Source organism: Pseudomonas sp. PA-4-8C, from assembly GCF_021606625.1.
GTDB classification, from domain to species: domain Bacteria; phylum Pseudomonadota; class Gammaproteobacteria; order Pseudomonadales; family Pseudomonadaceae; genus Aquipseudomonas; species Aquipseudomonas lactis.
The window spans coordinates 1-1,941 of record NZ_WKCD01000491.1; the positions used below are offsets into that span (position 1 = coordinate 1).

Annotated in this window: 2 protein-coding genes; one reads left to right on the top strand and one right to left on the bottom strand. The window is 52.4% G+C overall.

The window, feature by feature from the left end; genetic code table 11:
* Positions 1-549 (bottom strand): DUF6124 family protein (locus GIW04_RS31655; protein ID WP_442962826.1); only part of this gene is annotated, 549 nt, incomplete at its 3' end.
* Positions 550-828: 279 nt separating this feature from the next.
* On the opposite strand from GIW04_RS31655, the gene GIW04_RS30320 reads away from it, so the two are divergent.
* A partial coding sequence (locus GIW04_RS30320) for a hypothetical protein (protein ID WP_236479574.1) occupies positions 829-1,941 on the top strand: 1,113 nt, incomplete at its 3' end.

A 1,941-nucleotide genomic window follows, 5' to 3' on the forward strand; every position in this document is an offset into this window, starting at 1 on the left:
GAGCATGCGGCAGATGCCCAGCGCTACGTTGCGTTGGGTACCGTCGATTTCAAAGGCGAGGTGGGTGGCGATGTCGGTGATGGAGGATAGATCCTGGGACGCGTTGATCAGCAGGGTTTCGGTGTCCAGGCCGGGGCGCACGATGAAGATTTGTTCTGGGGGGCTATCTTTAATCATGGTGAAACTCCAAGGGATATGGAGCTGCCACGGTTCGCGGTCAAACGAATTAGGGTGGCAGCTATACGCGGGTTGACCGACCGGTCCCAAGGAGCCCGGCATACCCGGAGGTATCCCGCGTACAGCTGCCGCGACACGATACAGCAGGCGTAAAGAAAACGCCTGATTCGATGTGGCACAGATGCAGTTGGGAGTCGGACGGTCAAATCCGGCCGCTGAATTGGCAGCGACGGTCCAGAGGTTAGTCAGCGAAGTTCCGAGCGACAACCTGAAACAGCTGTGGGAAACGTCCGAGACCATACCCCACTGTAGGAGCGAGCTTGCTCGCGAAAAAATTCCAGGCCCTGCGGTCATCCAGGTTGCCCGTGTCATCGTTGACGATCTTCGCGAGCAAGCTGGCTCCTACAGCGGGTTGGCGGCGTGCTTTGTGGAAGCGCGGCACGATCATCAAAGGTGTTGGAGTTGTAGAGTGAGCGGATCGCGTGGTCGGTGTTTTGACATGTACCTTAGCTGACAATCGTTGGTTACTTACTGGTATGTACCTGTCATAAATGACAGTTGTGCGCCTGATCGGAAAGGGATAGTTTCATCGTTGGTGACCGTAGTTCGTATTCACGGAACTTAAATAATATCTTTCAGGGAAGATCTATTATGAAAGTGTCACGTAAACGAGCAGGAATATTCATTGTCGTCTTCATGGGAACATTGAGTTTGGCTGCTCAAGCAGCAAGCTACGTGAATCTTGGTCACGTCGGTGGGCCTCAATGTACTGCACTCGCTGTGAACGACACAGGCATGGCAATCGGCAATTGTGTATCTGGCAATACTTCCGCGATAACGCGGCCTTGGTTAGCTAACGTGAGTGGCGCGATAGTGCAACAGCTGTTGCCTGTTCTTGCAAACGGACAATCTTGCACCGCGATGGGAGTCGCTAATAGTGGCACCATTTCCGGCCAATGTTTGGATGCTAATAACGTCAATTTTGCGGTGTCTTGGCAAGTCAGTTCTCCATCGCTAGGTCCAAAGGTACTGCAGCCACTTCCTGCAACATTACTCAATCCCCTCTTAAGGCCTGGCGACGTCACCACAACCCCTACGGCAATGAATGAACGGGGAGGTATTGTCGGGTCGAGCTACAGCGCCGATGGTAAAGGAACCGTAGTGATCTATGCAGCCACCGGTAATGGTGCCGCGCAGAGAGTTTCTGATTGGGGAGACGATTGTGTCGCCAACTCAATAAACTACACATTGATCAACAGCTATCCGAGCATTGCCATGAATTGCCCGAATAGTGCAGGTACACTCAGTGGCACCGTAGCTGTTCGAGGCAGCCTTGGGTATTCGAAAGTTGTATTGCCTTTACCCCCAGGTGCAAACTTTTGTGTGGCTAAGGCCATTAATGACCAGTCACAGGTAGTGGGTACCTGCGTTTTTCCTGACTCCAACGCCAATGTAGCAAAGACAGCTTTTTGGGCGAGTCCGGCCAGCGTGCCTCAGTTGTTGACTTTACCTATAAATGCAAAGAATTGGGCGCTGGACCTCAACAATCAAGGCAATGTGTTGGCCGCTAGGGGGGACAGCAGTGGTTTTTCTCAGTCGCTGTATTGGGAACCCCCTACTGGTACTTTTGGTGTTAGGCCAATCCTTCCTCCAGACGGTGCAGTCACGACGTCAGCGGTTGAACTAGCTGATAATAATTCAGTCGTGCTTAATAGTACTGATGGGAACCAGTATGCAAGGGGCTGTATCTGGACTCCTACGTCC